This window comes from Actinoplanes couchii (assembly GCF_016862075.1).
GTDB classification, from domain to species: Bacteria; Actinomycetota; Actinomycetes; order Mycobacteriales; family Micromonosporaceae; genus Actinoplanes; species Actinoplanes couchii.
Genome location: NZ_BOMG01000129.1, coordinates 19725 through 45432, shown reverse-complemented (window position 1 = coordinate 45432; position 25708 = coordinate 19725). Strand labels below are relative to the sequence as shown.

The following is a 25708-nucleotide window of genomic DNA, read 5'->3' as shown; positions in this document are numbered from 1 at the left end:
ATGGAAAGGCCCACCCTGGTTCCCGGGTGGGCCTTTCTGCATTTCTGGAGCGTTCACTTCTGGGACGGCGGTGGAACGACCCGAGCGGCGAGGAATTTCGGTGCCATCCCCAGGTAGCTGTCGGTGATCAGCTCGGTCAGTTCGGTCCAGTCGGTGTGCTCGCCGAGGACAGCGGCGGCCACGTTCTGGCCCCAGTCGGCGCGGAAGTACGGGAAGCCGTCGGAGATGAGGCCGAGCAGATCGTCGATGTCCACCCGGAAGGTCATCACCACCGGTGGGTGGCCGGCGACGACGTACGGGCCGTAGACCTCGAATCGGTTCGCGTCCGGGATGTAGACGTGCGCGAAGGTGCGTTGCCGGATCCGCCAGCGGACACCGATCCAGGCGGGCTCCTCGTAGGACTCGGGCAGCTGCCGGCAGATCGGCCGCAGCCGGTTCAGGATCTCCGGTGGCACGTCTCCAGGGCTGGCCATGAGCCGACCCTAGCGGGTTCCCGTTGCTCCTCAGATTACGGGGAAGATGCCTGCCCTGGCAGCGGCAGGAATGGATGCGGCATCTGACACGCGCCTGATCCAGGTGCGGAACGGCAGGCTGTCCACCAGCGGCAGCAGCGCGTCGGTGGCCACGAGTCCTACAACTGCGCCTTGGCCGCCGCGGCGCAGGTCACCTTCGGGTTTCTCGGCTCCGGAACGGCCGCCACACCCACCCTGACATGTACCAGCCCGCGAAGACATCCGGTGCTGCCGTGGCCGCGGGCACGGCAGCACCGGATGTCTCATCACCTCGGTTCCCGGTTACAGGAACTCGCTGCGGTAGGCCGGGGCCAGTTCGCCGGCGCGGCGGCGGCGTTCCATCAACTCGTCCTGCGACAGCGTCGGTGGCGGCGCGTCCTTGCCGGCGAGGACATCGCCGATGCGCAGGAAGTACTCGTCCTGGCCGGCCGGGGTGCACATGCACAACATGCGGGCCGGGGCGCCGGAGACGTTGCGGAAGTTGTGCGGCGCGTTGGCCGGGACGTTGACGGTGGTGCCGGCACGCGCGACGTGTTTCGTACCGCGGAAGGTGAATTCGATCTCGCCTTCGAGGATCGTGAACATCTCCTCGAAGTCGTGCCGGTGCGGTGGCGGGCCACCACCGTCGGGCACCCGCATGTCGATCAGGCAGTACCGGCCGTCGGTCTGTTCGCCGGTGATCAGCATGGCGTAGGTGTTGCCCACCAGCGAGATGTAGGTCGTGCCCGGATCGTCCGGGTCCGCCACGGTCAGCGAACGCGACAGGTCGTCGTCGGGAATCATCAGGTGTCATCTCCTCGGTGGTCGGTGAAGCTGGCGACCCACTCAGCGTGGCGGAGGCCGGCGGCCGGAGGAATGTCACCGTTATCCACGGACCAACCGACCATGGATAACGAACCGTTCAGACACCACCGGCCGGTAGCCGCCTACTGCAGCGGTTCGGAGAAGATCCGGAACTCGCCCCGGCCGGTGTGTGCCTGCCACAGCCGGTCGGCGAGGACGGCCGGGGCGTTGGCGGGGTGGTCCGGCCGGATGGCGCCGGGAACGATCAGCTGGACGACGTGGATGTTCTCGGCGGCGAGGGTGTCGTGCAGCATCCGGGCATAGGCGCCTTCCCCGGCGAAGGCGATGGACGTCCCGGCGACCCTGTTCGCCTATGTGGCCACCTCGGCGTTCGTGTTGCAGTCGATGAACGGGCTGTCGCCGATCGCGTACTCGGTCGACTTCGCCGTCAACGCCGCCGGGATGACCGTGGCCGCTCTGGTCGCCGCCCGTCTGGTCGGCCGGATCGCGACCCGCACGGTCATCCTGGCCGGGCAGCTCGCGGCCCTGGCCGCCGGACTGGTCATGCTGGCCGGGGCGCTGTGGTGGAACACCCCGCTGCCGATGGCGATCGTCTGTTTCTTCGTCCTGATGACCGCGCAGGGACTGATCGGGGCCCAACGGCGGGGCGCTGGCCTCGGCCGAGGTGCCCGAGCATCCCGGCACCGGTTCGGCGATGCTCGGTTTTGTGCAGTGGCTGGCGGCCGGCACGATCGCCCCGATCGCCGGTCTCGGCGGCGAGGACACCGCCGTACCGATGGCACTGTTGATGATCGCCGGGGCCGGGCTGTCGATGGTGGGCCTGCTGGTGCTGGCCCGCCCGTCACAACGGAGATGTCCACGGACAGTCGCCCACTGGAGCGTCGTCCTGGATGACGAACACGATGCCGGGCTCGCCGGCATCGACCTCGGTGCACCTGAGCGGGCCGGCGGTGATCAGACCGGCCGAGGCGAAGGCGACGGCGGCGGCTACCGCCGCGATCTTCAAGGACATGGGCTCTCCTCAGCGGTTGGTCATGCTCTCGACCTGTTCGGAGTAGCGGCCGCCCTGGATCTCGATCTGCGCGGTGGCGGCGTCGATCTCGGCGAGGTCGCCGGGCGTCAGCGTGACGTCGGCGGCGCCGAGATTCTCTTCGAGGCGTTCCAGGCGGCGGGTTCCGGGGATCGGGACGATCCACGGTTTCTGGGCGAGCAGCCAGGCCAAGGCGATCTGGGCCAGGGTGGCGCCCTTGGCGGTGGCGATCTCGCCGAGCCGGTCGAGCAGGGCCAGGTTGGCCTCACGCGCCGCGGCCTCGAAACGCGGGATGGTGGTGCGGATGTCGCCGGGAGTGAACGCGGTGTCGGTGGAGATGGTGCCGGTGAGGAAACCCTTACCGAGCGGGCTGTACGGGACCAGGCCGATGCCGAGCTCCTCGCACATCGGGATGATCTCGGTCTCGGGGCGTTTCCACCACAGCGAGTACTCGTTCTGCAGGGCGGTGACCGGCTGCACGGCATGCGCGCGGCGCACCGTCGCGGCGGCCGCCTCGGACATTCCGAAGTGTTTCACCTTGCCTGCCTCGATCAGTTCCCGGACCGCGCCGGCGACGTCCTCGATCGGCACGTCCGGGTTGACACGGTGCTGGTAGAACAGGTCGATCCGGTCGGTGCGCAGCCGCTTCAGCGAGGCGTCGGCGACCTGCTTAATGTGTTCCGGCCGGCTCGACAGGCCGGTCTGTTTGCCGTCGGCGCCGAAGGCGAACCCGAACTTGGTCGCGATGACCACCTGATCCCGGACGGGCTGCAGGGCTCGCCGACCAGTTCCTCGTTGACGAACGGCCCGTACACCTCGGCGGTGTCGAAGAAGGTGACACCGCGTTCGACCGCGGCGCGCAGCAGGGCGATGTTGGCGTCGCGGTCCGGTCCGGGACCGTAACTCTGACTCATGCCCATCGCACCGAAGCCGATGGCGGAGACGTGCAGGTCCGTGCCGAGCGTGCGGGTTCGCATGATGGCTCCTTCACCGGGTGATCAGCTCTCGTCCCGCCCACGGTAGAACGGGCACGAGCCGAGGCGGGAGGTTCTGGTGTTACCCCCCTCGACCGGTTCGACCGGCGGTCGGCCGGCACGCCGAGGTCGTCAGCGGGGCGGGAAACGCAGGATGCGGTCGTCGCCGTCGCGGATGTCGCCGCGGCCGTCGGTGTTGGACGTGGTCAGCCACAACGCGCCGTCCGGGGCGATCTGTACGGTGCGCAGGCGGCCGTACTGTCCGTCGAGAACGGCGGTGGGTTCGCCGATGGTGTCGCCGGTCAGTGGGAGCGTCCACAGGCGTTCGCCGCGTAGTCCGGCGACGTAGGCGGTGTCACCGGCGATGGCGATGCCGGACGGGGAGGCTTCCCGGACCGGCCAGGTGACCAGCGGGTTGGTGTAGCGGCCGTTGTCGGTGTCGCCTTCACCTTCGACCTCGGGCCAGCCGTAGTTGGCGCCGGGGCGGATCAGGTTGACCTCGTCGAGGTCGTTCTGGCCGAATTCGGTGGCGAACAGGCGGCCGTCGTCGTCCCAGGCCAGGCCCTGCACGTTGCGGTGGCCGAGGCTGTAGACCGGGGAACCCGCGGTGGGGTTGCCGGGTGCCGGGGCCCCGTCCGGGGTCAGCCGGAGGATCTTGCCGTTGGGGCTGGCCGGGTTCTGGGAGCCGGCGGTGTCGCCGGCGTCGCCGGTTCCGGCGTACAGCAGGCCGTCGGGGCCGAACGCGATGCGGCCGCCGTTGTGGTATCCAGCGGCGGCGATGCCGTCGAACACCACCTCCGGGTCACCGCCGTCGAGGCGGAACCGGATGATGCGGTTGTCGGATTCCGTGGTCAGGTAGGCGTACACCACATTGTCCTGGGAGAAGGCCGGGGAGACGGCGACGCCGAGCAGACCGCCCTCGCCCCGGGCCTGCACGCCGGGGACCGTGGTGACCGGAACGGGTTCGCTGCCGGGGGTGAGGCGCAGGAGCCGGCCGGTGTCGCGTTCGGCGATCAGCGCGTCGCCGCCGGGCAGGAACGTCAGGCCCCACGGCACGTCCAGACCGCGGGCGACCTCTTCCGCGGCGCCGAACCCGGGCCCGATCCCGGCCGGGGTCTCGGGCGACGCGGCGGCCTCCGGTTCGGTGGAGCAGGCGGCAAGGCCGGCCGCAAGAAGCATGGTGAGGACCGATCCGGCCCAGGTGTTGCGCATGGTTCTCCATTCGATGCGGTGGCTGCTGTTCCCAGCGGACCAGACCATGGCGAAAGACCAGGGAAAGAAGCCGCTGCGAGGGGTGCCCTGTCAGGGCCTTCTACCGGTCGCCTCACTCGCTGAGCGGGTTCTCGGGTGGGGGTGGGTCCTGGCCGGTGCGGTCGGCGGCCGGTAGCCAGAGCACGAAGGTGCTGCCGACGCCGAGTTGGGAGTAGGCGGTCACCTGGCCGCCGTGGGATTCGACGATCTGGCGGACGATCGCCAGGCCCAGGCCGGTACGCCGTTCCCGGCCGGTGTTGCCGCCGGGGCTGCGCCAGAACCGGTCGAACACGCGGGGCAGGTCGTCGGCGGCGATGCCGGGGCCCTGGTCGGCGACGGCCAGCCACAGCCAGGATCCGGCCTGCCCGGTGGCCACGGTGACCGTGGAGTGGTCGGGGGCCAGGCGGGCGGCGTTGGACAGCAGGTTCCCGGCGGCCCGGCGCAGGGCGTCGGTGTCGCCGATCAGGTGCAGGCCGCCTGCCGTGTCGTACCGCAGATGCAGTGGTCTGTCCGGCAGGAACGTCTCCTCGCCGGCTTCGCGGGCGATGACGCTGAGGTCGGCGTCGGTGTCGTTGTGGGAGTCGGCGTCGCGGCGGGCGGTGGCGAGCAGGTCCTCGACCAGGCGGGACATGCGGGTGGTGGCGCGGTCGACGATGGCGACCGCGCGGCCGCGTTCGTCGGTGGTGGCTTCGGGTGCGGTGAGGGTGGCGTCCAGGTGGGTGCGGATGATGGCGAGGGGGCTGCGCAGTTCGTGGGAGGCGTCGTCGATGAGTTGCCGTTGGGCGCGGAAGGCCTGGTCGAGGCGGTCCAGCATGGAGTCGATGGTGTCGGCGAGGTCGCGCAGTTCGTCGCGGGGGCCCTGCAGGTGGATGCGGCGGGACAGGTCGGTGGCCTGGATCTCGCGGGCGGTCCGGGCGATGGCGCCGACCGGGCGCAGCACCCGCCCGGACAGCACCCAGCCGATGGCGAGGCTGGCCAGGAACAGGGCGGGCAGGGCGATGACGGTGAACGTACGCATGCTCTGCAGGGTGTTGTAGTTGACCGCCGCCTCGATCTGGCTGACGTCGGCCACGGTCATCGTGCCGACGTACTGCTTGTTGTCGTTGTAGACCTTGGCGGTGCGTTCGGTGATCGGCTGCGGTGAGGTGGCCTGGGCCACGGCCAGGTAGGTGATCGCCATGGTGACCCCGGCCAGCGCGAACAGCAGCGTGGAGTAGACGACGGTGAGCCGGAACCGGATCGACCGGAACACCTCGGGGCGTCTCACGGCTGCTCCCGGAGCCGGTAACCGCGGCCGACGACGGTCTCGATCCGGTCGTCGCCGACCTTGCGGCGCAGGGTGCCGACGGTGACCCGGACGGTCTGGGTGAACGGGTCGGCGTTGGCGTCCCAGACGTGTTCGAGCAGCTCCTCGCTGGAGATGACGTGCCCGGGGCGGTGCATCAGGTATTCCAGGACACCGAACTCCTTGGGCGTCAGCGCGAGGGGTTCACCGGCGGCGGTGGCGGCGTGCCGGGCCGTGTCGAGAGTCAGATCGCCGGCGGTCAGGGTGGCCGTGCTGCCGGTGGTGTCGCGGCGCAGCAGGGCCCGGATCCGGGCCAGCAACTCGGCCAGGTGGAACGGTTTGACCAGGTAGTCGTCGGCGCCGCCGTCCAGGCCACGGACCCGGTCGTCGAGGCCACCGCGGGCGGTCAGCATCAGCACCCGCAACTCGGTGTCGCCGGGAGTCGCCACGGTGCCGTCGCGGATGGCCCGGCACAGGGCGAAACCGTCGCCGTCGGGCAGGTTGATGTCGAGCAGCATCAGGTCGTACTCGTTGATGGTGAGGTGCTCGTAGGCCTGGGCGGTGCCGTCGGCGACGTCGACGGCGTAACCGTTGCGGACCAGGCCGACGCGCAGGCCCTCGGCCAGGTCTTCTTCGTCTTCCACCACGAGCAGGCGCATGGTTCGACTATCCCCGTCCGATGATCGTGGTGACCACCTGCCGGGCCCGGTCGATCGGCACCGCGAAACCGATGCCGATGCTGCCGCCGCCTTCGAGGGTGGCGATGGCGGTGTTGACGCCGACGACCTCGCCGCGGGCGTTGACCAGCGGGCCGCCGGAGTTGCCGGGGTTGATCGAGGCGTCGGTCTGCACGGCCGCCTGCCGGGTCGCACCGCCGAGGCGGACTTGCCGGTCCAGGGCGCTGACGATTCCCGCGGTGACCGTGCCGGACAGCCCGAGCGGGGAGCCGACGGCCAGGACCGGCTCACCGACCCGGGTGGTACCCGGGGCAGCTGGAGCCAGTGGCCGCAGTGCGGCCGTGGGGGAGACGCGGAGCACGGCGATGTCGTTGGCCGGGTCGGTGCCGACGACCTCGGCGGTGAGGCGGCGGCCGTCCGAGCCGACCACGCTGACCGCTCCGCCCGCACCGGCGACGTGGTTGTTGGTGACGATGTGACCGCGGTCGTCGAAGACGAATCCGGAGCCGGAGGAGCCGCCGGAGCCGGTGCGGACCTGCACGGACACCACTCCGGGCAGCGCCAGCGCGGCGGCGCCGACCAGATCGGCGGAGGGTACGGCCGGCGCGGGAGGTGGTGGGTCGTCCGCACGGCCGGTCAGATAACCGCCGGTGACGCCCACCGCCACCAGCCCGGCGGTGGCGAGCAGGGGCCATCGCCGCCGTGCCGGCCGGTCCGGTGGTGCCGGGCGATCAGATGCCGGCCGATCGGAAGGTGTGATGAAGGAGGGGCCGCGTGGGGTGCCCAGTCCGGTGATGGTCACGGTGATCTCCCGTCGATCAGGGCAGGCGGGCGAACCAGAGCAGGGATGTCAGCGCCGCCAGGACCGCGAACACCAGGCCGGCGCCGACGAACCGGGCGGACACGTCCTGGACCTCGGTCTGGTAGCCGACCGAGCTGCCGATGTCGGCGTACGCGGCACGGAGTTCCTCGGCGCTGCCGGCTTCGAAGTAGTTACCGCCGGTGGCCTGCGCGACGGCCTGCAACGTCTCTCCGTCAACGGGCACCGGCTGACTGGTTCCGATCATTCCGGCGGCGGTACCGAACGAGATGGTGTCGACCGGCACCCCGAGTTCGGTGGCCAGCCGGGCGGCGTCGGCGGGGTCACGGCCGGAGGTGTTGTCGCCGTCGGACAGCACCACCACCCGCGCCGGGGGCACGTCCGCGCCGGCCTGGGCGTCCAGGCCACGGATCGCGTCGAGTGAGGTGGCGATGGCGTCGCCGATGGCGGTGCCGGCCCGTCCGGCGGTGCCTTCGGCGAGCCGGTCGATGCCGGTGTTCACCGCGGTCCGGTCGGTGACCGGCGGCACGAACACCGACGCGGCGCCGGCGAACCCGACCAGCCCGACGTTGAACTCCTGCGGCAGGTCGGCCACGAACCGGTGGGCGGCGTCCTTGGCCGCGGTCAGCCGGTCCGGGCCGACGTCGGTGGCCAGCATCGACCGGGACACGTCCACGGCCACCAGCACGGTCGCTCTCTCCCGGGGCACCTGCACTTCGGTCTGCGGGCGGGCGAATCCGACGATCAGCAGCCCGAGCATGACCAGGAACAGGCCGGCCGGGACGTGGCGGCGCCAGCCGGGGCGCTTCGGGGCGACCCGGTCGAGCAGTTTCAGGTTGGTGAAGCGGACGGCGTAGCGGCTGCGGCGGCGCTGCGCGATCACATACGCGGCGGCGAGCACGACCAGGGCGGTCAGCAGCCACAGGCGCTCGGGGCTGAGCCAGGTCACGAAGTAGCTCCTCGGAGACGGCGCTGGGCGTGGACGTGGCGCACGATGTCGGCGACCCAGTCCCGGTCGGTGCGCAGCATCAGGTGCGCGGCCCCGGACCGGCGGATCGCGGACGTGACGGTCTGTTGCTGTTGCCGGGCTGCTTCGGCGTACCGCAATCGCAGCCTTTTGCTCGTGGTGTCGATCTCGCGGCGGCGGCCGGTCTCCGGATCGATCAGTGCCAGGAGGCCGACCTCGGGCAGTTCCTGTTCGCGGGGATCGCCGACCTGCACGGCGAGGACCTGGTGGCGGGTGGCGAGGCGGCGCAGCGGCAGCTCCCAGTCCGGGGCGGCGGGGCCGAGACCGTCGGCGTCGAGTCCGTCGAGGAAGTCCGAGACGATCACCATCAGGCCACGCCGGGGGACGGCACGGTGCAGGCCGTCGACGGCCGCGGCCAGGCCGGTGGTCGCGGTGGCCGGGGCGGCTCGCGGTGCGTTCAGCAACGAGCGCAGGATCTCCAGGATTGCCGTACGACCGGAGCGGGCCGGCCGTCGTTCGACGCCATCGGCGGTGAGCAGGTGCGCGCCCAGCCGGTTGCCGGTGCCCGTGGTGAGGAACCCGACCGCGGCGACGGCGGCGACCGCCAGCTCACGTTTCTCGTACTCGGCGGTGCCGAAGTCCATGCTCGCGCTGGCGTCGACCAGCACCCAGGTGGACAGTTCCCGGTCGGCGTCGACGGTCCGCACGTGCGGCACGGTGGTGCGGGCGGTGACCGCCCAGTCCATCCGCCGGACCTCGTCCTCACCCGCCCGGTACTCGCGGCTGCCCGCCGGTTCACTACCCGGACCCGGGAGAAGTCCCAGGTGGGAGCCGTGCAGCAGGCCGTCGAGGCGGCGGGTGACGGTCAGTTCGAGGCGGCGCAACCGGCGTTCCGGGGCCAGTTCGTTCAGGGAGGCGCTCTCGTTCACGCTGCCACCGCCTCCTGCTGTGCGGGGGCGATCACCGGTGGGGTGACCGCCTCCAGGATGCGGTGCACGATGCTCTCCGGCTCCACCCCGTCGGCGACCGCGTCGAACGCCAGCACCAGGCGGTGCGCGAGCACGTCCGGGGCGATGTCGACGACGTCGGCCGGGAGCACGTACTCCCGGCCGCGCAGCAGCGCCAGCGCGCGGGCGGCGGCGACCAGGCCGAGGGTGGCGCGCGGGCTGGCACCGTAGGCGAGCTGCCCGGACAGTGCCGGATCCCGGGTGGCCGTCACCAGCCGCACGATGTACTCGGCGAGCGCGTGGTGCACGAACACCTTCTGGGCCCGCTGCTGCAACCCGATCAGCCGCTGCGGATCCAGGACCGGTGACGCGTGCGGGCGCGGGCCGCTCATCCGGTAGAGGATGCCCAGCTCGTCCTGTTCGGACGGGTAACCGACGACGACCCGCATCAGGAACCGGTCGCGTTGCGCCTCCGGCAGCTGGTAGACGCCTTCGCTCTCGATCGGGTTCTGGGTGGCCAGGACCAGGAACGGTTGCGGTACGCGGTAGGTGCGGCCGCCGAGCGACACGTGCCCCTCGGCCATCACCTCCAGCAGCGCCGACTGCACCTTCGCCGGCGCCCGGTTGATCTCGTCGGCCAGCACCAGGTTCGCCATGATCGGGCCGAGCTCGACGTCGAAACTCTCCTTGCCGGCCCGGTAGATGCGGGTGCCGACGATGTCCGACGGCACCAGGTCCGGAGTGAACTGGATGCGGTGGAAGGTGCCGCCGACCGCGGTCGCCAGGGTTTCGGCCGCCAGGGTCTTGGCCACCCCGGGCACTCCTTCGAGCAGGATGTGCCCGCCCGCGAGCAGGGCCGTCAGCAGCCGCTCGATCAGCCGGTCCTGCCCGACGATCACCTTCTTGACCTCGAACAGCGTCTGCTCCAGCAGCCGCACGTCGGCATCGGATGCGATGTCAGTCACGGAACTCCCTCGGATGCGCTGTCATGTGCGGGCGGGCGCCCGGGCGTCGGGGGAGTACACCGAACGCCCGCCCGGTGAACCCAGCACACCAGCCGGCACCGAAAGCCGACCGAAACAAGCGCTCCTCACTCAGGAGAGGACGTCTGTCACGTCACTGTCGGAGGCGGCCCAGCTGGCCGGAAGACGGAGCTTGTCCTCGGAGTCACTGCCGGGTTCGGTGCCGTAGGCGAGCAGGGCCAGGCCGTCGGCCGGTAGTTCGAGTGCCTCGTACGTCAGATGCAGGGTGCCCACCACCGGATGGTGGTAGGCCTTGGCGCCCCGGTGGTGGATCCGGACGTCGTGACGGGCGTTCGCGATCAGTTGCCGTACCTCGGCGTAGGTCGCCCCCGCGCTGGTTACCGGCCATCCGGGCCCCCTCTGAACTGCTGTCAGCTGCGGGCGGTGAGCACCTCGTCGAGCAGAGCGCCGGCCCGCGTGCCCTGGGCTCGCCCGACCCGGGTTCCCAGCAGTGTCACCAGGTCGCGCAGTTCGGGCACGGTCACTCCGGTGTTGAGGGCGATGCCCAGGTGTGACTGCAGCTGGGATTCGGCGCCGCCGAGGTTGGCCAGGGCGGCGATCGTGGCGATCTCGCGGCCGGCCCAGTCGAGGTTGTCGCGGCCGAAGATGTCACCGAACAGGTGCGATTTGAGGAATTCGTCGATGGCCGGGGTGAAGTCGAACACTGGCCCGGTGACCGGGCCGCCGGCCAGTTTCGTCTGGTTCTCGGCACCCCGCCGCAGGCTGGTGTCCTCGGCGGGCGGCGGGCTGGGCTCGGCTCCCACCGGATCGTCGACGCCCCGGGCGGTGCGTTCCTGCAGTACGGCCATGAACGCGCCGAGGGCGTTGAGACTGCGGGGGAACCCGGCGTACGCGTACAGCTGGACCAGGATCTCTTTGATCTCGTTGACGCTCAGGCCCGTATCCAGGCCGTCGGCGAGGGCCTGGCGTTTACAAAGTCGCGATCAGGCGCTGTAGCTTCTCCTCGCTCGGCGAGTTCCGGGTGCAGGTAGCGTTTGAGGTCGAGGTGGTGGGTGACGTCCACCTCGTGCCGGCGCCAGACCTCGGCGAACTCCGGGCTGACCGCCAGTAGTGCCTCGACGATCTCCCCGGCCGTGCCGGTCGGGTCGGCCGTGTACACCGCCCGCAGGTCGACGGTGAAGACCCGGCCGCGGATGTCGTGGTCCTCGGGCGGGTAGAGGGCGCGTTGGCCCGGGTCGGTGAACCAGCGGTAGACCAGGTAGCGGGACATGCCGGTGAATCGCATGTAGTCGCCGAACAGGGCGATCGAGGCGCGGGTCTGCATCAGTGTCTCGCCGAATCGGGAGCACACCATCGCGGGCACCTCGGTGAGGTGCTCGACGATGCGTTGCATGGCCGGGCTGACCTTCTCGTCGCGTTGGGCACGGCGCGGTGCGGAGTGGCCGCCGAGGTCGAACAGATGCCGCTGTTCGCTGGGGCTGAGCTGCAGTCCTCGTGCCAGGGCCGCCAGGATCTGCTCCGACGGCATCGGGCCGCGTTGCTGCTCGAGCCGGCTGTAGTAGTCGGCCGAGATGCCGGCGATGATGGCGACCTCTTCGCGGCGCAGCCCACCGGTGCGACGCCGTGCACCCCGGGGTAGCCCCACGTCCTCCGGCTGCAGCGCTTCCCGGCGCGCCCGGAGGAAATCAGCCAGCAGTGCTCGGTCCATTGCCAGTCCGTCTTTCATGAATCCGGTCGGGACCGGTCTGCGGGTGAGGAGGCCGGATCGTCGAGAAGTGCCGTGCAGGCGCCGGCGAAGAGCCACTCCTGAGCGTGGGTGAACGTCCAGCCGCGGTCGGCGACCAGGCCGTACCACGCGTTGTTGCCGAAATAGAACCACAGGATGTCGACCGCGTCGTCGCGGGTGATGTCGGGGCGCAACGCGCCCAATGCGGCCAGGCGATCCGCTGTTCCGGTCAGGCCGCCCAGGCATTTGGCCGTGACGGTGTCGACCACCTGTTGCGCCGCGGGCTCACCCGGTGCCTTGCGGACGAGGTCGTTGAGCAGGTCGCGATACTGTTCATGCACGCGCCTGGTGCCGGCCGCGGCGAGGGAGATCACCTGAACCGGATCGGTGGTGTCCGAGCCGGTGGCGTTCGCCTCGCGGGCGGTGGTGTCGTCGATGATCGGGCGCAGCAGTGCGCTGAGGATCCCGGATTTGCCGCCGGTGCTCGCATGGACGGTCTGCGGCGCGACTCCGGCTGCCCGGGCGATCTCCGGGACGGTGACGTGCGCATAGCCGCGCTCGAGAAACAGGCGCCGCGCGTGCTGGAGGATCGCGGCGCGGGTCGAGGCGGCGGCACCTTCCCGGAGCGGTGAGTGATAGCTGCCCCGTGACATGCGCTGATCATACCGCTCTATTGACTAGAGCTAAATCTAATGAATAGTGTCACATTCGGGAACGTACGGCCGACGGCGCCACCGAGCCGGAACGGAGTCACGAATTGACCGACGAAGACGTCGTCGTCACTGGAGTGGGTGCGATCACGCCGCTGGGCAGGGACGCGGAATCGACGTGGGAAGGCCTGATCACCGGCCGGTCGGGTGTCCGCCGCATCGATCACCTCCTGGCGGGTTACACCCATCACATTCCGATGCCGGTACGAATCGGGGCACCGATGGCCGTCGATCCGGGCACTCTGCTGGGGGAGGACGAGGCGGCTCGGTTCGATCCGGTGCAGCGGGCCGCCGTGGTCGCGGCTCGTGAGGCGTGGGCCGACGCGGGCGCACCCGACGTCGAGCCCACCCGGTTGGCGGTGGTGGTCGGCACGGCCATGGGAGGGGTGCAGACCTCGCTCGGGCAGCACGATCTGCTCCGGGAGCAGGGTGCCGAGGCGCTGCTGCGGTTGGGTACGGCGATGGCCATGCCGGCCGGCCCGGCAGCCGCGGTGAGTATCGCGTTCGGGGCGCGGGCCGGCACGTACGCCCCGGCGTCTGCCTGTGCGGCCGGGGCCGAGGCCGTGGTGACCGCCGCGCGACTGATCCGGTCGGGCGAGGCGGACGTGGTCATCGCCGGCGGCGCGGACACGCCCATCACGCCGGTCGTGGTCGCCTCCTTCGCCCGCATCGGCGTGTTGTCGCTCCGTCACGACGACCCGGAGTCGGCAAGTCGCCCCTTCGGGCGGGAGCGTGACGGCTTCGTGGTCGGCGAGGGTGCCGGCATGCTGGTGCTGGAGCGCTCCAGCACCGCGAGAGCCCGGCGGGCTCGTCCGCTCGCCCGGCTGGCCGGGGCGGCCATCACCTCGGACGGGTTCCATTTCCTCAAGCCCGACCCCAGTGGAGCGGGTCAGCAGCGGGCCATGCGCGGTGCGCTGGATCGTGCGGGGTTGCAACCGTCGGACGTCTCCTACGTCAACTGTCACGCGACGGCGACCACGGTCGGCGATCGGGAGGAGGCGCTGTCGGTCCGGGCGGTGTTCGGCGAGGGCACGACGGTGACCGCGATCAAGGGCGGCACCGGTCACCTGATCGGCGGCGCCGGTGGTCTGGCCTGTGCCGTCACCGTCATGTCCATCGCCCGGTCCACCGTGCCGCCGACCCGGCTTTCCGGCCCGGCCGACGACGAGGTCGCGCTGGATGTGGTCACCGGTGAACCACGCCGTGGGGCGCTGTCCGCGGTGCTGTGCAATGCGTTCGGGTTCGGCGGCTACAACGCGTCGATAGCTTTCACGGCCTGCTGACTACGTTACGCGGCCGTAAAGGAACTCCGATCAGGCGATCAGGCGGTCGGCGGTGAGCTTGCGGGGCGTACCGGCGATAAGTTTTCGCAGTTGGTTTGCGGTCAGTGGGGTGCCCGGGTCGGGGGCGGGCATCTGCGGGGGAGTGCCGGTGCGCAGGGCTTCGGTGAGCTGTTTCCACGCGGCCCACAGGGCGTCGGGGTCGGCGCAGTACGGCAAAGTGTAGGCGTCGGTCTCGGGTTCGAAGCGCCAGCTCTCGGACAGCGGACCGGCGTCGACGGTGTCGAAACCGAGCCGGCTGATCAGTGCGGCGGCGGTGGCTTTGGCCTGCGGGTCGTCGCCGGCGATGGGTAGCGCAGAGCGGTCGGCTGCTCCGGCGGGGCGTGCCAGTGCGGGGATGTGGTGGTCGCTGATGTTGTTGAAGGCTTTGACGAGTTTGGCGCCGGCCAGATGCCGCTGGACGAGTTCGCTGGTGGTGATCTCACCGGCGTCGAGGGCGGGGATGTGGCCGTCGCGTGTGGCGTAGTAGTTGCTCGTGTCGAGCACGACCTTGCCGGCCAGCGCCGCGGCGGGGAGCTGCTGGTACGCCCCTAGCGGGATGCTGACCACCATCCAGTCACCGGCGCGGGCGGCTTCTTCGGGGGTCGCTGCCCGCGCGCCGAGTCGCGCCACGATGTCGGTCAGGGTTTCCGGGCCGCGGGAGTTGGCCAGGACGACGTCGATGCCCGCCGCGATCGCCTGCCGGGCGAGCCGGGTGCCGATGGCGCCCGCGCCGATGATGCCGAGTGTTGCCATGAAGGATCTCCCCAAGTGAATCGGAGCGGTTGCTCCGCTTGAAGCTAGCATCAAACGGAGCAATCGCTCCTGTTGTGCCGGTCACAAACGGAGCAGGCGCTCCGCCCATCTCGTACGCTGGACGCCGTGACCTCCGCCGATCCCGCCACCCCCGCGTCCCGGCCCGGCCGCCGCGCCGACGCCGAACGCAACCGGGCCGCCATCATCGAAGCGGCCGGCCAGGTCTTCGCCGAACACGGCGGTGGCGTGGACGTCCGGGAGATCGCCCGGCGCAGCGGAGTCGGCATGGGCACGCTCTACCGCCACTTCCCGACCAAGGACCAACTGCTCAACACCGTCCTGGAGCAGCAGTTCGACGCGTGGCTCACCGCCGCCCACCAGCAGGCCATGGCCACCGCGGACCCCTGGCGGGCACTCGCCGGATTCTTCGAACAGCTGCTCGCCGACCACGCCGGCAACCGCGCCGTCGTCGAGAGCTACACCGCCACCGGCGGCCCCAGCCTCTCCTGCATCCAGCGCTGCTACGACTGCATCGACCAGCTTCGCACCCGCTGCGCCGACGCCGGCGTCCTACGCCCCGGCATCACCACCGACGACCTGTTCCAGCTCAGCGGCGCCCTCAGCCAGGCCGTCCTGACCACCGCCGAAAGCCACCCCGGCCAGTGGCGCCGCCTGCTGCGCATCTCCCTCGACGGCCTGAAAAGCCGCAACACCGACCCCCTTCCCGAGTACGGCACGGCAACGCCGCAACCCCGGTTCTGAAAGACGCCGGTCCTTCCTGGACATCTCCCGGTGACAAGCAGACCGCTCCGGGAGGGCACCAGGTCGGCACCGAACAGGCACGCCGTCTGCTCGCCGACGAACTGCCGATCCTCGCCGAACAGGCGGTAGCCATCGGTCTCGTCGACGAGGTCGGCCCCCGGGATCCCCGGACCTGGGGCCAACGGCTGACCGACGAAAGACGACGGAGAAACAGCTGCCCCTTTCTCTCTGTCCTTCTGGCCCTGTGACGTGCGGTTGTTCACCTCTGCACGGGACTGGTGAACAACCTTGCCGCTGGGTTCGCTGTGAGCCGGGGCCCGGAACAGCGGGGTCTGCGCACAGGTCGAACTGCGTTCAGGGAGAGGTGAGGATGAGAATCACCAGAGTGATCGGGGAGTCGTCAGTGGTCGCGGAAGCGTCTCAGCGGAGGCGGTCCGCATGACGACGAAGAGCACGGTGCGAAGGCTTGCGGTGATCGCGGTGCTGCTGTTGGCCGCGACATTCGCCCAGCCGCCACAAGCCGCCCAGGCGGCTTCGCGCTGGCAGATCAAGTCCTACGGTGGCAAGTGCATCGACGGCAACAACGCGACCGGACAGGCATACATGTGGACCTGTCTCCGGACCAGCAACCAGTATTTCTACTTCGACCTGGTGGAGGGTCTCTACTACCGGTTGCGGAACGCGAAGACGGGCCGATGCCTCGGATTCGACGGCACGGCGGGCTGGTCACCCACCTACAACCTGGCCTGTGACGGCAACTGGGCGACGCACTGGAGCGTCCGCCTGAACCAATCAGGCCCGCCCGACTACTACTTCATCCAGCCGCGATACCTACCCGCCTACACGTCCTGCCTGTCGCCGGAGCACCTCGATGTCAACGGGTCCGCCATCAGGTCGGACGCCTGTGTCAATGAGTGGATCAGCTGGACGTGGTACCAGGTGTAGGGCCCTGTGGCTGGTCCCCGGCCGGCCGGGGACCAGCCACGTGGGAGGTCGGGTTCAGCGGAGGCGGGTCGTGACGATGCCTCCGTCCGCGTCGAGGGTCGTGCCGTGGATCATGGAGGCGGCGTCGGAGGCCAGGAAACGTACCGCCGCGGCGATGTCCCCCGGGATTGCCACCACGCCGGCCGGGGTGCCGGCGGTCTGGTGGTCGAGGATCTCGCGGAAGGCCTCGTTGTCGGGGGTGAGCGTGACGCCCGGCGCGACCGTGTTGACGCGGACGCCGCTCGGACCGAACTCGGCGGCCCAGGTGCGGGTCATCTGTTCCAGCGCGGCCTTCGTGGCGGTGTAGCCGGCGGCGTACGGGACGCCGACACGCGACATCCACGAGCCGATGTTGATGATCACGCCGGTGCCGCGTTCGGCCATGGCGGGGGCGAGTGCGGCGCCCAGCACGTGCGGCGCGCGGCCCGGAAGAGCAGGGCGAAGAAGACCGGTGCGATGACCGGATCCAACCTGCGGGCCGCGACCAGCATGCTGGCGGCGGCCACCAGTTCGAGCAGGTCGACACCGACGGGCATCAGGCGTCCGGTACGGAACTCCAGCATCCGTGGCACGACCAGACAGGCGAGCAGTATCGCGGTGAACGTGGCCTCGGCCGGCAGCGGCGTGTCCTGTGCCCACACCTGGGTCACCGCACTGAGGCTGCCGACCAGCAGCCCGACGAGGAAGAGCAGGCGCAACGACCGGATCGGATCACGGCGAACGAGGGCGTCCACCCGACCATGGTCACGGCCGTGCGGAGCAGGGGCGGTGCCGTCCGGTTGTGGTCAGGGTGCCGCGGGGGTGTCCGGAAGGATGAGGTGCCGTTCCATGATCGCCGTCATGTCCTGCACCAGGTCGGTGAGCCGGGCGAGTGTCTCCTGGTCGTAGCGGGTCATCTCGGCGGCGAGATCGGTGCCGACCTCGGCGAAGAACGCGTCCACCCGGCGGTGCACCGTCTCGGTCGACCGCAGGGTCACCATGCGGCGGTCGGCGCGGTCCCGGTGCCGCTCGATGTGCCCGGCCTGTTCGAGACGGTTGAGCAGGGACGACGTCGCGCCGCTGGTCAGGCCGATGCGGCGGCTCAGAGCCGACTGGGTCAGCGGCGTCCCGTTGTCCTCGGCGGCGACGATCAGCACCAGCGCCTCGGAGTCGGTGACATGCAGTCCCGCGTCGCGCCCGAAACGGCGGCCGAACTCGTTGAAGGCTGCTCCCCACGCTCGCAGGGCCGCCATCATCTGCTCCGCGGACTCGTCCATCACTCAGCCTCCCGTTCCGTTGGACAACCTACACAGCCACCATGTAGCTTCAAAATCAAACCTCTTGAAAATCAAGCTTTCCGTACGCCGTAACAACGGGAGATGGGTATGACCGCACCACGAGCACTCGTATCGGGGGCCAGCATCGCCGGCCTCACCACCGCGTTCTGGCTCAGCCGCACCGGATGGGACGTCACCGTCGTCGAACGCGCCGGCGCCTTCCGTGACGGCGGGCAGAACGTCGACGTGCGCGGCACGGCCCGGCAGGTCCTCGAACGCATGGGCCTCGAGGACGAGGTCCGCCGGCTGAGCACCACCGAGGAGGGCACCTCGGTGCTCGACGACCGGGGGCAGGCGATCGCCCGGTTTCCCGTCGAGGACCCCGACGGCCTGACCGCCGAACTCGAGATCCTGCGCGGAGACCTCGCACGGACCATCCTCGACCAGCTGCCCGAGCACGTACGGGTCCGGTACGGCACCCGGATCGACGACGTCCGCGACCACGAATCCCACGTCGAGGTGACCCTGGATGCGGGACCGGCCCAGCCGTACGACCTACTGGTGATCGCCGAAGGCGTGCGATCCCGGACCCGCGACCGTGTCTTCGGCTCCAGCGTGTCCAAACGGGAACTGGGCCTCAACATGGCCTACGGAACCATTCCCCGCACCCCTGACGACGACCGCTGGTGGCGCTGGTACTCGGCCCCCGGTGGCCGGCAGATCACCCTGCGACCGGACAACACCGGCACCACCCGGGCCACCCTGGCCTACACGAGCCGGGACACCGATCTCGCCGGCCTGCCGCCCGACGAGGCCCGCGCCGCACTGCGCACCACCTTCAGCGACGCCGGCTGGCAGGCCCGGCGCGTCCTCGACGGCTTCGACACCTCCGCCGACGTCTACATGGACCACCTCACGCAGATCATGATGCCGGCCTGGTCCCGCGGGCACGTCTGTGTCACCGGGGATGCCGCCTGGTGCGTGACACCGCTGGGTGGCGGCGGCACCTCACTGGCCATGACCGGCGGATACGTCCTGGCCGCGTACCTCAGTCAGGCCGGTCCCGGTGGGTACGGCGATGCCCTGGCCCGGTACGAGCAGTGGATGCGGCCCCTGATCGAGGACACCCAGAAGCTCCCGCCCGGCACACCGTCACTGTTCTACCCGGACTCCCGCGCCGGTGTGCAGGCCCTGCGGCTGATGGCCCGGATCGGCGGCACCGCACCGTTGCGCAAGCTGACCTCTCGGCTCGCCCACGTCGCACGCTCGACCAACGTGCTCCCCGACATGCGGCAGGAGGAGGCATGACCGTCGACGTGCAGTCCTTGACCGACGGTCTGTGGCGGGTACCCACCTCGGCCAGCAACGCCTACCTGTGGCGTACCCGCGCCGGTGGTTTCGTCGTGGTCGACCCCGGCCTCTACGGCGACGAGACCATCGTCCAGAACGCGCTCCGAAGTCTGGAAGCCTCCACCGGGGACGTGCAGTCGATCGTCGTGACCTACTTCCACAGCGATCACGCCGGAGCCGCGGCAGCCCTCGCCGCAGTTACCGGCGCCCCCGTCGGCGCGAGTTTCCGCGACGCCGCCGTCCTGCGCGGCGACGCACCCCACCCGCGCCCGGCGAGCGCTGACCCGCCTCGCCGCATTGAGACCCCGGATCGCCGGCCTCGGTCACGGAGCGCCCCTGCTCGACGACGCCCACCGGGTCCTGGCCGGACTCGCCGAACAGCACGTGGGCTCGGTACGGCGGTAGCCACGCGACCGGCTCGCCGCTCATCAGCAGTCGGTCCGGGCCGTGAACTCCGCCTTATCAGGCGCGGGTCGCCGGGGCAACCTTCGGTTCCGTAGATGTCCGGGGGAGCGGGCCGTGCCGACGATGTACCTGGGCGGTACGTCCACCGCCACGGCATCGGCGAAGGGAAGAGACACCGTGCGAAAGAGACTGTTGCGCCTGCTCGCGGCCGCGTTCCTCGGTGCTGGTCTGGTCACCACGACGGTGGTGAGCCCGGCCAGCGCCCGAACCGACACCGGTTTCGGCCCGTTCACCAACTCCAGCGTGGACTGCGGGCAGTCGGTCTACATCAGCGACTACAGCGTCAAGTACTGGGCCTGCACCTGGCACACGCTCAACGGCGGCACCGCCGGCCACGTGAAGACCGGCATCGTGATCCAGAACTACGGCAGTGTGACCCGTGGTGTCACCGCCAACTGGACCCGGTACTGGGAACTCGGCGGCAACAACGCGACATCACATTCCCAGCTTTTCGGTACGGGGGTGTCGCTGCCGGCGGGGCAGTACCGGACGCTGTGGGACTGGTACACGTACACCGGAAACGGCGGGACCATTCCCTACTACGGCACCAAGGGCCTGGTGAAGATCGTCTCGGGCAGCACCGTCCTGAAGACCGGTGGTAACGCGTACTCCCCGCTCCAGTCCTGGAACGTGGGTTGCAAGGACTCCACCACCGGAGTGTGGAACTGGGTCGACACCGGCCGCAACTGCGACGGCTGACCGGCGAGCGCCTGCCCGGCCGGCGCCGGCCGGGCAGCGCCCCGGATCGTCATGGAACGCGAGAAGCGGTGAACGGTCAACCGACGGTTGCCAGGAACTCCGGGAAGGACAGGGGGCGGCGGCCGGTCAGATCCTCGACCACTGAGCTGACGCGATCCTCGGCGCCCGCGGCGATCGCCTCGTCCAGTGCGGCCAGCAGTTCGGCGAAGGGGCGGGGTACGCCGTCCTTCTCCCAGCGGGCGCTCAGCTCGGTGGCGTCGACCCGGCGGTGGCGGATGGTGCGGCCGGTGAAGGTGCTCAGCTGGTCCGCCACCTCCTGGAAACTCAGCGGCTGAGGACCGGTCAGCAGCAGTGCCTGGTTGACCGGGGCCGGAGCGGTGAGGGTGTGTGCGGCGACCGCGGCGATGTCCGCCGGGTCGATGAACGGGATCCGGCCGTCGCCGGTGGCGCTGACGATCTCGCCGGATTCCCGGATGGAGCGGGCGTGTGCGTGCCGGCCGGTGAAGTTGCTGGCGAACCAGGACGGGCGCAGCACCGCCCAGCCGGGCACGTGGTCCGGCAGCCGCGCGGCCACCTCGCCCGGGCCGGGGCTGCCCACCGGGATGGCCGACGAGCTGAGCAGGGTGATCCGCCGTACGCCGGCGTCGCGGGCCTGTTCCAGGAAGGGCCGCACCACCGGCTCGGGGTCGTTCGCGCCGTCGGGCAGAACGAGGTAGACGCCGTGCACCCCGTCCAGAGCCTCGGCGAACCCGCTCGGCGAGTACCAGTCGAACACCACGTCGGCGGCACCGGGCCGGCGACTGGCCGTACGTACGGCCTGGCCTGCCGCCTTCAGGGTTTTCGCCACGAGTGAGCCGGTCGTCCCGGTCGCGCCCAGAACCAACGTGGTCATGCTGTCTCCCATCCGGTGATCTGGCCGGTCGCCAGCATCGGGTTCCAGTAGTCGCGGTAGTGCTGGATCCGCCCGTCGCGGATGGTCAGCACGGCGATGTATCGCGCCTGGTAGGGGGTGCCGGGCGCGACCATCAGGCCGCGGGCGGTGAACTCGGCCACGATCACCTCAGGGTCGGTGGTGGTCATGAGGTTGACGTCGATGATCTCGTGGATGTCGATGTTCGACGGGTAGTCGATCAGGTAGTCGTGCACCTTCCGGCGGCCTTCGAGACGCTGGGGCGCGCCGGGTGGGGCGAACGGGAACTCCATCACGGCGTCGTCGGCGTAGAGGGCGATGAAGCCGGGCATGTCCTTGGCCAGCAGCAGGTCGAGACCGTGCTGAAGGACCTCGGTCGGGGTGGGCATGGGACACTCCTCACGATGATTCGGACTGGTGGTCCGTTTCGACTGTAGCGGACTACTGGTCCGCTTTTTAAGGAGGTCGCGATGGTGAGAGCCGACAAGGCGCGCAACCAGGAGATCGTGCTGGCCGCGGCCGGGCGGCTCTTCGACGCCGCCCGGGATCCCGACGACGTCTCGATGGACGCGGTGGCCGCCGAGGCCGGCGTCGGCAAGGGCACCATCTTCCGGGGCTTCGGCGACCGGGCCGGGCTCATCCGGGCGCTCTACGAACAGCGCGCCGCCGCATTCGTCGCGCAGACCCACCGGGAGGCCCCCGCCCACCAGGGTTCACCGGCGGATGCCGTGCACTTCCTGCTGTTGCGGCTGTGGCAGTTCAAACGGCAGAACCGGATGCTGGCCCTCAGCCTCGACCGGGCGGGTCAAGGCAGCCCGTACCGCAACGACTCCTACGACGACGCCCTCGGCCGGCTCAAGGACCTGCTGGCGCACCACGGCGAACAGGCCGATTTCCTGGCCCACGCCCTGCTGGCCGCGGTCCGCAGCGACCTGGTCGAACACCTACGCGATCGGCCGGACGAGGAGATCGCCGCCGGCCTGCGGACCCTGGTCGACCGGGTCGCCGGCCGTCACCCGAACCTTCCATGCCCCGCAGGGAACGATCCGCAGTGACGGCCAGGCGTAGGGGGTCACTCCTGGCGTAGCTGTTCGGTGCTGGTCAGGCGGCGGGCCGCGGGGAGCAGGACGGCGACGGTGCAGCCGATGATCAGGGCCAGGCCGCCGGCTACCGGGGTCAGCAGGGGGCCGGGGCTGAAGCTGATCGGGATGTCGTCCATGCGCATCAGGACCGTGCCGACGATCGCGCCGGTGCCCACCGCCAGGAACAGACCGGCCACCACCGGGACCACTGCCTGCGCTGCCGACGACACGATGATGGTGGTGCGGGAGGCGCCGATGGCGGCGAGCGCGCCGATCAGCCGGCGGCGGTCGTGCAGGCGGTCGGCGACGTCCAGGAGCAGGCCGAGGCCTATCAGCAGCAGGATCACCGTCGCGCCGAGGTTGAGGGCGGTCCGGAACACGGCGAACTTGTCGCCTTCCGGGACGAACACGGTGACCATCAGGAACGGGTCGATCCCGGCGGCCACCCCGCGGATGTTTCCGCCGGTCTCGGTGGCGGTGACCCCGTCCAGGCGCAACCGGGTGGTGACGAAGCCCGGGGTGACCCGGGACAGGGCGGCGGGGGTCGCGGCGGGGGTCAGCAGGACGGCGGTGCCGATGTTCTGGGCGAAGGAGCCGGTCAGGACGGCCGGGCGGGGCTTCTTCGGCAGGTTGATCGTTTCATCGTTCTCCAGCGGCAGCTTCTTCGGCGGGGTGCCGACGGTGAAGGTGTCACCGTCGGCGCAGCCGTCCATGTCGGCGATCACGTCGAGGGCCGCACAGTCGCCGACGTAGACGTTGCCGATGCCCCATCCGGTGGTCGGATCCAGGATCATGTATTCGGCGTCCGTGGTGGCGCGTACGCCGGCAATGGTCTGGAATGTGGTGTTGAGCCGTGCCATCGCCGCCGGTGTCGCGTCTGTCGTGCCGATGATCGACGCGTCGGGGTCGGCGGGATGGTCGCGGACGTCCGGCCGGACGTTGATGGCCGCGAACACGGAGTTCAGGGCGACCACACCGGCGACGCCGACGACGATGCCGGTGACGGCACGGGTGGAGGCGAGCGGGTTCTGCCGCAGCTGCCGGGAGGCGAGCTGCCAGGACACCGGGCCGCCCGGCGAGATCCGCGCGACCAGCGGGATCAGGTACGGCACCAGCGGCACCACGCCCAGGATCAGCAGGATCATCCCGAGCATCACGATCTCCTGCGAGACCCGCCCGGAGGACAGGAACACCGGGGACACCAGGGCCAGGCCGAGGACCGGCAGGATCAGCCGCCACCACAGCCGTCCCCGCCACACCAGCGAACGCCGGAACACACCGAGCGGTTCGATCGTGACGCCGCGCAGGCCGTGCAGGGTCATCACCGCGGCCAGCGCGAGCACGATCAGGACGGTGAGCGCGGCGAACAGCGGCACCGGGCGGACATCGGCGGGAAAGACACTGATCTCGAACAGGCTGATCTGCCCGGCCACGCTCCGGGCCAGCAGGAAAAGACCGGAACCCAAAATCAGACCCGCGATTGCCGGTACGAGACTCTCGGCGACCGCGATCCGGCGGGTGACCCGGCTGTCGGCGCCGGCGAGACGGATCGCGGCGAGGCGCCGGTCCCGGGCGTCCGCACCGAATCGCAGCGCCGCCCCGAGGAAGATCGCCACCGGCAGCAGCAGAGTGGTGATCAGCACCGCGAGGATCAGGTACGTGCTGGTGTCCGCGGGCTCGGCCTCGGGGATGTCACCGAACCGGGCGAGGCGGGACGCGTGGACGCCGACCCGTTCGGTCAGGTCCGCGCGGCCGGCGTAGTAGGCGTACTCCTGCGGCCCGGCCAGCCCGGCCGCCGTGATCGTGCCGACGGCCCGGTACGGCAGTTGCCCGCGCAGCACCTCGGCGCCCGGGCCGGCCAGCGCGCCGGCCAGCGCCGGGGAGACGTACATCTCGCCGTCACCGGGGAACGCGGGGATGCCCGGCGGCAGCGGCGCGGCCGGGGACTCCGGCCAGAGCAGCACACCGAGCAGGTCGACGTCCTGCCACGCGGAGTCGATCTCGGCGACCAGGACGGTGTCGCCCGGCGGCAGTTCCTGCTGCTGGGGGTTGAAGACGCTGCGGGAGTCCAGGCGGGCGCCGCGGTCGGCGAGCATCGACGGGACCGAGGCGCCGAGCAGCAGCACCGTCGTGCCCAGGGCCACCCCGACGGCCGACATCAGGGTCCGGGACCAGCCGCGCCGGCCGCCGGTGAACGCCAGCCGCATGCCGAGCCCGATCTCGGTCAGCAGTTGCCTCATCGGATGCCGGCCCGGGCGGGGGTGCGGCCGTCGCGGACCACGATGCCGCGGTCGGCGTACGCGGCGATCCGGGCGTCGTGGGTGACCAGCACGACCGCCGCGCCGGACCGCCGGGCGGCGCCGGTGAGCAGGTCCATCACCTGCTCGCCGGAGACCGAGTCGAGAGCGCCGGTCGGTTCGTCGGCGAAGATCACCTTGGGTTCGGTGACCAGGGCCCGGGCGACCGCGACCCGCTGCTGTTGGCCGCCGGACAACTCGCCGGGGCGGGCCTTGGCCTTGTCCGACAGGTGCAGCCGCTCCAGCAAGGCGGCGGCCCGCTGCTCGGCGGGTTTGCGGCGCACGCCGTCCAGGCGCAGGGGCAGGGCGACGTTCTCCAGCGCGGTCAGCTCCGGGACGAGCTGCCCGAACTGGAAGACGAAACCGAACTCGCGGCGGCGCAGGGCGCTGCGGCGTACGTCGTCGAGTTCGGACAGGACCCGGCCCAGGTAGGCGACCCGGCCCTGGTCGGGGGTGGTCAGCCCGGCCGCGCAGTGCAGCAGGGTCGACTTGCCGGAACCGGACGGGCCCATCACCGACAGGATCTCCCCGGCGTACAGCTGCAGGTCCGCGCCGGCCAGGGCGAAGGTCGGCCCGTACGCCTTGTGCAGCCCCTCGGCCGTCAGCAGCGCGTTCATCCGCGCACCTGCTCGGCCAGTTCGTCCAGGTGCACCGCGGTGTGCTCCAGCCAGCGCAGGTCGGCGTCCAGGTGGAACAGGGCGTGGTCGCAGATCAGCCGGTCGGCCAGGTCGCCCTGGCCCTTGCGCCGGGTCAGCTCGCGCATCGCGGTCAGGTGCTCGTCGCGTTGCGCGTCCAGCACGGCGGCCGCGGACCGGCCGGTCAGCAGTGCGCCGATCACCTTGGCGTACAGGTTCGACTGCAGGTACTGCTGGGGTGTCTCCGGTTCCTCGAGCCAGCGTTGTACGTCGGTCACTCCCGCTTCGGTGACGGTGTACCGCTTGCGGTCCGGCCCGCCGCTGGTCTCGTCACCGTCGACGGTGACGAGACCATTGCGCAGCAGCTTGGCCAGGGTGGTGTAGACCTGCCCGTAGTGCAGCGGCCGGTCGTGACCGAAGTGCTGGTCATAGGCCTGCTTCAGGTCGTACCCGTGCCGTGGCCGGGATTCGAGCAGCGCCAGGAACGCCGTCGCGATCGTCATGCCG

Annotated in this window: 33 protein-coding genes and 1 pseudogene; 7 read left to right on the top strand and 27 right to left on the bottom strand. The window is 70.5% G+C overall.

Features of this window, described 5'->3' with window-relative positions:
• Nucleotides 1-53: 53 nt before the first annotated feature.
• From Aco03nite_RS49465 to Aco03nite_RS49390, 18 genes are all read right to left on the bottom strand, one after another.
• Complete coding sequence (locus tag Aco03nite_RS49465) at nt 54-473, bottom strand: MmcQ/YjbR family DNA-binding protein (protein WP_203809637.1); 420 nt, start codon at nt 471-473, stop codon at nt 54-56.
• A gap of 321 nt (nt 474-794) precedes the next feature.
• On the bottom strand, nt 795-1295 hold the full coding sequence (locus Aco03nite_RS49460; RefSeq protein WP_203809635.1) for a cupin domain-containing protein: 501 nt from the start codon (nt 1293-1295) through the stop codon (nt 795-797).
• A 143-nt stretch (nt 1296-1438) separates the two neighbouring features.
• Nucleotides 1439-1609 carry a hypothetical protein gene (locus Aco03nite_RS49455; RefSeq protein ID WP_203809633.1) on the bottom strand — a complete coding sequence of 57 codons (171 nt, stop codon included), beginning with the start codon at nt 1607-1609 and terminating at the stop codon, nt 1439-1441.
• 57 nt (nt 1610-1666) lie between these two features.
• Nucleotides 1667-1819, bottom strand: a complete 153-nt coding sequence (locus Aco03nite_RS49450; RefSeq protein WP_203809631.1) for a hypothetical protein — start codon at nt 1817-1819, stop codon at nt 1667-1669.
• A 338-nt stretch (nt 1820-2157) separates the two neighbouring features.
• Nucleotides 2158-2328, bottom strand: a complete 171-nt coding sequence (locus tag Aco03nite_RS49445) for a hypothetical protein (RefSeq protein WP_203809630.1) — start codon at nt 2326-2328, stop codon at nt 2158-2160.
• 9 nt (nt 2329-2337) lie between these two features.
• Complete coding sequence (locus tag Aco03nite_RS49440; protein ID WP_275416001.1) at nt 2338-3099, bottom strand: aldo/keto reductase; 762 nt, start codon at nt 3097-3099, stop codon at nt 2338-2340.
• Entirely contained in the window at nt 2994-3260 is a 267-nt protein-coding gene (locus Aco03nite_RS54480; protein WP_275416003.1) for an aldo/keto reductase, read from the bottom strand. The genes Aco03nite_RS49440 and Aco03nite_RS54480 overlap by 106 nt, the downstream gene beginning before the upstream one ends.
• Before the next feature lie 192 nt (nt 3261-3452).
• Nucleotides 3453-4532, bottom strand: a complete 1080-nt coding sequence (locus Aco03nite_RS49435) for a PQQ-dependent sugar dehydrogenase (RefSeq protein ID WP_239146076.1) — start codon at nt 4530-4532, stop codon at nt 3453-3455.
• A gap of 112 nt (nt 4533-4644) precedes the next feature.
• On the bottom strand, nt 4645-5838 hold the full coding sequence (locus tag Aco03nite_RS49430) for a sensor histidine kinase (RefSeq protein ID WP_203809626.1): 1194 nt from the start codon (nt 5836-5838) through the stop codon (nt 4645-4647).
• The gene (locus Aco03nite_RS49425) at nt 5835-6515 is read right to left on the bottom strand and encodes a response regulator transcription factor (protein ID WP_203809624.1); all 681 of its coding nucleotides are present in this window, start codon (nt 6513-6515) and stop codon (nt 5835-5837) included. The genes Aco03nite_RS49430 and Aco03nite_RS49425 overlap by 4 nt, the downstream gene beginning before the upstream one ends.
• Before the next feature lie 7 nt (nt 6516-6522).
• A complete protein-coding gene (locus tag Aco03nite_RS49420; RefSeq protein WP_203809649.1) occupies nt 6523-7341 on the bottom strand; it encodes a S1C family serine protease in 819 nt (272 codons plus the stop codon).
• 10 nt (nt 7342-7351) lie between these two features.
• On the bottom strand, nt 7352-8302 hold the full coding sequence (locus tag Aco03nite_RS49415) for a VWA domain-containing protein (protein ID WP_203809622.1): 951 nt from the start codon (nt 8300-8302) through the stop codon (nt 7352-7354).
• Complete coding sequence (locus Aco03nite_RS49410) at nt 8299-9249, bottom strand: DUF58 domain-containing protein (protein ID WP_203809620.1); 951 nt, start codon at nt 9247-9249, stop codon at nt 8299-8301. The genes Aco03nite_RS49415 and Aco03nite_RS49410 overlap by 4 nt, the downstream gene beginning before the upstream one ends.
• Nucleotides 9246-10247 carry an AAA family ATPase gene (locus tag Aco03nite_RS49405; protein WP_203809647.1) on the bottom strand — a complete coding sequence of 334 codons (1002 nt, stop codon included), beginning with the start codon at nt 10245-10247 and terminating at the stop codon, nt 9246-9248. Before Aco03nite_RS49405 ends, Aco03nite_RS49410 begins: the two co-directional genes overlap by 4 nt.
• A 114-nt stretch (nt 10248-10361) precedes the next feature.
• A complete protein-coding gene (locus Aco03nite_RS53840) occupies nt 10362-10664 on the bottom strand; it encodes an MmyB family transcriptional regulator (protein ID WP_275416002.1) in 303 nt (100 codons plus the stop codon).
• Nucleotides 10661-11098, bottom strand: coding sequence for a carboxymuconolactone decarboxylase family protein (locus tag Aco03nite_RS53835; RefSeq protein ID WP_239146075.1), 438 nt, complete (start codon nt 11096-11098; stop codon nt 10661-10663). The genes Aco03nite_RS53840 and Aco03nite_RS53835 overlap by 4 nt, the downstream gene beginning before the upstream one ends.
• Before the next feature lie 83 nt (nt 11099-11181).
• On the bottom strand, nt 11182-11958 hold the full coding sequence (locus Aco03nite_RS49395) for a helix-turn-helix transcriptional regulator (RefSeq protein ID WP_203809618.1): 777 nt from the start codon (nt 11956-11958) through the stop codon (nt 11182-11184).
• Between the two features lie 14 nt (nt 11959-11972).
• Nucleotides 11973-12629 carry a TetR/AcrR family transcriptional regulator gene (locus Aco03nite_RS49390; RefSeq protein ID WP_203809616.1) on the bottom strand — a complete coding sequence of 219 codons (657 nt, stop codon included), beginning with the start codon at nt 12627-12629 and terminating at the stop codon, nt 11973-11975.
• A gap of 104 nt (nt 12630-12733) precedes the next feature.
• Here Aco03nite_RS49390 and Aco03nite_RS49385 point away from each other — a divergent pair, with 104 nt between their 5' ends.
• Nucleotides 12734-13969, top strand: a complete 1236-nt coding sequence (locus Aco03nite_RS49385) for a beta-ketoacyl-[acyl-carrier-protein] synthase family protein (RefSeq protein ID WP_203809614.1) — start codon at nt 12734-12736, stop codon at nt 13967-13969.
• A 30-nt stretch (nt 13970-13999) separates the two neighbouring features.
• Here Aco03nite_RS49385 and Aco03nite_RS49380 read toward each other — a convergent pair whose 3' ends face one another.
• Complete coding sequence (locus tag Aco03nite_RS49380; RefSeq protein ID WP_203809612.1) at nt 14000-14761, bottom strand: NADPH-dependent F420 reductase; 762 nt, start codon at nt 14759-14761, stop codon at nt 14000-14002.
• A gap of 126 nt (nt 14762-14887) precedes the next feature.
• On the opposite strand from Aco03nite_RS49380, the gene Aco03nite_RS49375 reads away from it, so the two are divergent.
• On the top strand, nt 14888-15523 hold the full coding sequence (locus Aco03nite_RS49375) for a TetR/AcrR family transcriptional regulator (RefSeq protein WP_203809610.1): 636 nt from the start codon (nt 14888-14890) through the stop codon (nt 15521-15523).
• 438 nt (nt 15524-15961) lie between these two features.
• On the top strand, nt 15962-16468 hold the full coding sequence (locus tag Aco03nite_RS49370) for an RICIN domain-containing protein (RefSeq protein WP_203809608.1): 507 nt from the start codon (nt 15962-15964) through the stop codon (nt 16466-16468).
• 54 nt (nt 16469-16522) lie between these two features.
• On the opposite strand, the gene Aco03nite_RS49365 is transcribed toward Aco03nite_RS49370, so the two are convergent.
• The 3 genes from Aco03nite_RS49365 to Aco03nite_RS49355 are packed head-to-tail and all read right to left on the bottom strand — an operon-like array spanning nt 16523 to nt 17763.
• Entirely contained in the window at nt 16523-16891 is a 369-nt protein-coding gene (locus Aco03nite_RS49365) for an SDR family NAD(P)-dependent oxidoreductase (RefSeq protein WP_203809606.1), read from the bottom strand.
• The gene (locus tag Aco03nite_RS49360; protein WP_203809604.1) at nt 16867-17241 is read right to left on the bottom strand and encodes a hypothetical protein; all 375 of its coding nucleotides are present in this window, start codon (nt 17239-17241) and stop codon (nt 16867-16869) included. Before Aco03nite_RS49360 ends, Aco03nite_RS49365 begins: the two co-directional genes overlap by 25 nt.
• Before the next feature lie 51 nt (nt 17242-17292).
• Nucleotides 17293-17763, bottom strand: coding sequence for a MarR family winged helix-turn-helix transcriptional regulator (locus Aco03nite_RS49355; RefSeq protein WP_203809602.1), 471 nt, complete (start codon nt 17761-17763; stop codon nt 17293-17295).
• 108 nt (nt 17764-17871) lie between these two features.
• Here Aco03nite_RS49355 and Aco03nite_RS49350 point away from each other — a divergent pair, with 108 nt between their 5' ends.
• The 3 genes and pseudogenes from Aco03nite_RS49350 to Aco03nite_RS49340 all read left to right on the top strand — a co-directional run bounded on the left by Aco03nite_RS49350 (nt 17872) and on the right by Aco03nite_RS49340 (nt 20277).
• Complete coding sequence (locus Aco03nite_RS49350; protein WP_239146074.1) at nt 17872-19071, top strand: FAD-dependent monooxygenase; 1200 nt, start codon at nt 17872-17874, stop codon at nt 19069-19071.
• A pseudogene (locus Aco03nite_RS54950) lies at nt 19068-19385 on the top strand (MBL fold metallo-hydrolase); the annotation flags it as partial. The gene Aco03nite_RS49350 and the pseudogene Aco03nite_RS54950, both read left to right, overlap by 4 nt.
• A gap of 310 nt (nt 19386-19695) precedes the next feature.
• Nucleotides 19696-20277: a hypothetical protein gene (locus Aco03nite_RS49340; RefSeq protein ID WP_203809596.1), complete on the top strand. Its 582-nt coding sequence runs from the start codon at nt 19696-19698 to the stop codon at nt 20275-20277.
• A 76-nt stretch (nt 20278-20353) separates the two neighbouring features.
• Here Aco03nite_RS49340 and Aco03nite_RS49335 read toward each other — a convergent pair whose 3' ends face one another.
• Together Aco03nite_RS49335 and Aco03nite_RS49330 are read right to left on the bottom strand one after the other, a co-directional pair.
• Entirely contained in the window at nt 20354-21169 is an 816-nt protein-coding gene (locus tag Aco03nite_RS49335; RefSeq protein WP_203809594.1) for an NAD(P)H-binding protein, read from the bottom strand.
• Entirely contained in the window at nt 21166-21576 is a 411-nt protein-coding gene (locus Aco03nite_RS49330) for a nuclear transport factor 2 family protein (RefSeq protein WP_203809592.1), read from the bottom strand. The genes Aco03nite_RS49335 and Aco03nite_RS49330 overlap by 4 nt, the downstream gene beginning before the upstream one ends.
• 81 nt (nt 21577-21657) lie before the next feature.
• Here Aco03nite_RS49330 and Aco03nite_RS49325 point away from each other — a divergent pair, with 81 nt between their 5' ends.
• On the top strand, nt 21658-22242 hold the full coding sequence (locus Aco03nite_RS49325) for a TetR/AcrR family transcriptional regulator (protein ID WP_239146073.1): 585 nt from the start codon (nt 21658-21660) through the stop codon (nt 22240-22242).
• A gap of 17 nt (nt 22243-22259) precedes the next feature.
• On the opposite strand, the gene Aco03nite_RS49320 is transcribed toward Aco03nite_RS49325, so the two are convergent.
• The 3 genes from Aco03nite_RS49320 to Aco03nite_RS49310 are packed head-to-tail and all read right to left on the bottom strand — an operon-like array spanning nt 22260 to nt 25704.
• Nucleotides 22260-24509, bottom strand: coding sequence for an FtsX-like permease family protein (locus Aco03nite_RS49320; RefSeq protein WP_203809590.1), 2250 nt, complete (start codon nt 24507-24509; stop codon nt 22260-22262).
• Complete coding sequence (locus Aco03nite_RS49315) at nt 24506-25183, bottom strand: ABC transporter ATP-binding protein (protein ID WP_203809588.1); 678 nt, start codon at nt 25181-25183, stop codon at nt 24506-24508. The genes Aco03nite_RS49320 and Aco03nite_RS49315 overlap by 4 nt, the downstream gene beginning before the upstream one ends.
• Nucleotides 25180-25704 (bottom strand): PadR family transcriptional regulator, encoded by a 525-nt coding sequence (locus Aco03nite_RS49310; RefSeq protein WP_203809585.1) that lies wholly within the window; start codon nt 25702-25704, stop codon nt 25180-25182. Before Aco03nite_RS49310 ends, Aco03nite_RS49315 begins: the two co-directional genes overlap by 4 nt.
• Between the last annotated feature and the right edge of the window lie 4 nt (nt 25705-25708).